Origin of the sequence: Cupriavidus sp. HPC(L) (genome assembly GCF_000307735.3) — a bacterium.
In the GTDB taxonomy this organism is placed as follows: domain Bacteria; phylum Pseudomonadota; class Gammaproteobacteria; order Burkholderiales; family Burkholderiaceae; genus Cupriavidus.
Map to the genome: position 1 here is coordinate 1 of NZ_AMPR02000328.1, position 2171 is coordinate 2171.

General features: G+C 68.1%; 1 protein-coding gene and 1 pseudogene. Both read left to right on the plus strand.

The genetic code is table 11. From position 1 onward, the window contains the following. Positions 1 to 663, plus strand: a pseudogene (locus B551_RS25185) (Fe-S oxidoreductase); the annotation flags it as partial. Next, positions 660 to 2081, plus strand: a complete 1422-nt coding sequence (hpnJ, locus tag B551_RS16735) for a hopanoid biosynthesis associated radical SAM protein HpnJ (RefSeq protein ID WP_006579032.1) — start codon at positions 660 to 662, stop codon at positions 2079 to 2081. The pseudogene B551_RS25185 and the gene hpnJ, both read left to right, overlap by 4 nt. Positions 2082 to 2171 lie beyond the last annotated feature (90 nt).

Genomic DNA, 2171 nt, shown 5'->3' on the forward strand with positions numbered 1-2171 from the left:
ACCCGCCGGCAAGGCTTGCTTACCGTGCTGTCGGACGTCGAGGTCCGCACCGATATCGCGGAAACCACGCCGCGCGCGCTGTGGTCTCACGAATTGCGCTGGCTGCGGACGCTGCGCGCGCTCGATCCGGCCGGCTTCGCGCTGGTCTTTCTGACCTTCACCTGGCCGATGCTGGCGTTCGGGCTGCTGCTGGCGTCCTCGCATGCGGTCGCGCTGCTGGCCGTGCTTGGGGTGCTGGCCCGCTCGGCGCGCTGCCGCGATGCCGGCGCGGCGCTGCGCGCGCCGTGGCGCGATGCGCTGCTGCTGCTGGAATGGGCCGTAGCAATGGCCGGCCGGCAGGTGCGCTGGCGCGGTGCGCGTCTTGCGATCGAGTGGACGCGCGATGGGATGGCGAGCGCCGCTGCCCTCTCCCCCGGCCCCTCTCCCACAAGTGGGAGCGGGGAGAATACCAGTGGCCCGTCTCCGAAGCAGCGGTTTGCTGCCCTCTCCCCCGCCTCCTCTCCCGCAGGTGGGAGAGGGGAGAACATCGGGAACTCGTCTTCTGGCTCGAGGTTTGCTCCCCTCTCCCGCTTGCGGGAGAGGGGCTGCGGGAGAGGGCCAGCCCACGCAAAGAAAACAAGCCCGCGACCGCAACACCCTTCCGTCTCACGGAGGCCCCGATGAAGACCCTGTTCCTGCAAGCGCCCTCCTTCGATGGCTTCGATGGCGGTGCCGGGTCGCGCTATCAGGCCAGGCGCGAGATCCGCTCGTTCTGGTATCCGACCTGGCTGGCGCAACCGGCGGCGCTGGTGCCGGACAGCCGCCTGCTCGACGCACCGGCCGACGGCCTGAACCTCGAGCAGACGCTGGCCATCGCCGGCCAATACGAACTGGTGATCGTGCATACCAGCACGCCGTCGTTCCCGGCCGACGTACGTTTCGCGCAGGCGCTGAAGGCACGCTATCCGGCCATCCGGCTCGGCATGGTCGGCGCCAAGGCCGCGGTCGACCCCGGCGGCACGCTGGCCGCAAGCGAGGCGATCGACTTCGTCTGCCGCGAGGAATTCGACTACACCTGCCGCGACGTCGCCGCCGGCCTGCCGTTGCCGCGGATCGCCGGGATCAGCTATCGCGCCCCCGATGGCGCGATCGAACACAACCCGCCGCGTCCGATGATCGAGGACATGGACGCGCTGCCGTTCGTCTCGCCGGTCTACCGGCGCGACCTGAACATTCGCCACTACTTCATCGGCTATCTGCTGCACCCCTATGTCTCGATCTACACCGGCCGCGGCTGCCGCTCGCGCTGTACGTTCTGCCTGTGGCCGCAGACGGTCGGCGGCCATCGCTACCGCGTGCGGTCGCCGGAGAACGTGCTGGCCGAGGTCGAATGGATCCGGCGCAATATGCCGGAGGTGCGCGAGATCATGTTCGACGACGACACCTTCACCGACTTCAAGGCGCGCGTGGAAGAGATCGCGCGCGGGCTTGGCAGGCTGGGCGTGACGTGGTCGTGCAATGCCAAGGCCAACGTCCCCTACAGCACGCTGAAGATCATGAAGGACAACGGCCTGCGGCTGCTGCTGGTCGGCTACGAATCGGGCGACGACCAGATCCTGCTGAACATCAGGAAGGGCCTGCGCACCGATATCGCGCGGCGCTTCACCGAGGACTGCCGCAAGCTCGGCATCACGATCCACGGCAGCTTCATCCTCGGCCTGCCTGGCGAGACGCGCGAGACCATCGAGAAGACCATCGCCTTCGCACAGGAAATCAATCCGCATACGATCCAGGTCTCGCTGGCCGCGCCCTACCCCGGCACCGCGCTGTACCGGCAGGCGCTCGACAACGGCTGGCTGGCGGACGACAAGGTGATCCCGCTGGTCAACGATCGCGGCGTGCAGCTGGCGGCGATCAGCTATCCGCATCTGTCGCGCGACGAGATCTATCACGGCGTCGAGACCTTCTACCGCCGCTTCTATTTCCGGCCGTCCAAGATCTGGGAGATCACCCGCGAAATGATGGGCAGCTGGGAAATGACGCGGCGCCGGCTGCGCGAGGGCGTCGAGTTCTTCCGCTTCCTGCATACCCACGAGGCCTGATTCTGCCAAGCGCGATCCCGCCAACGCCACCGACAAGGACCGCACCGAACGCAGCGGCCGCGGCGGCCGCCGCCGCGGCAACGCGCCGCA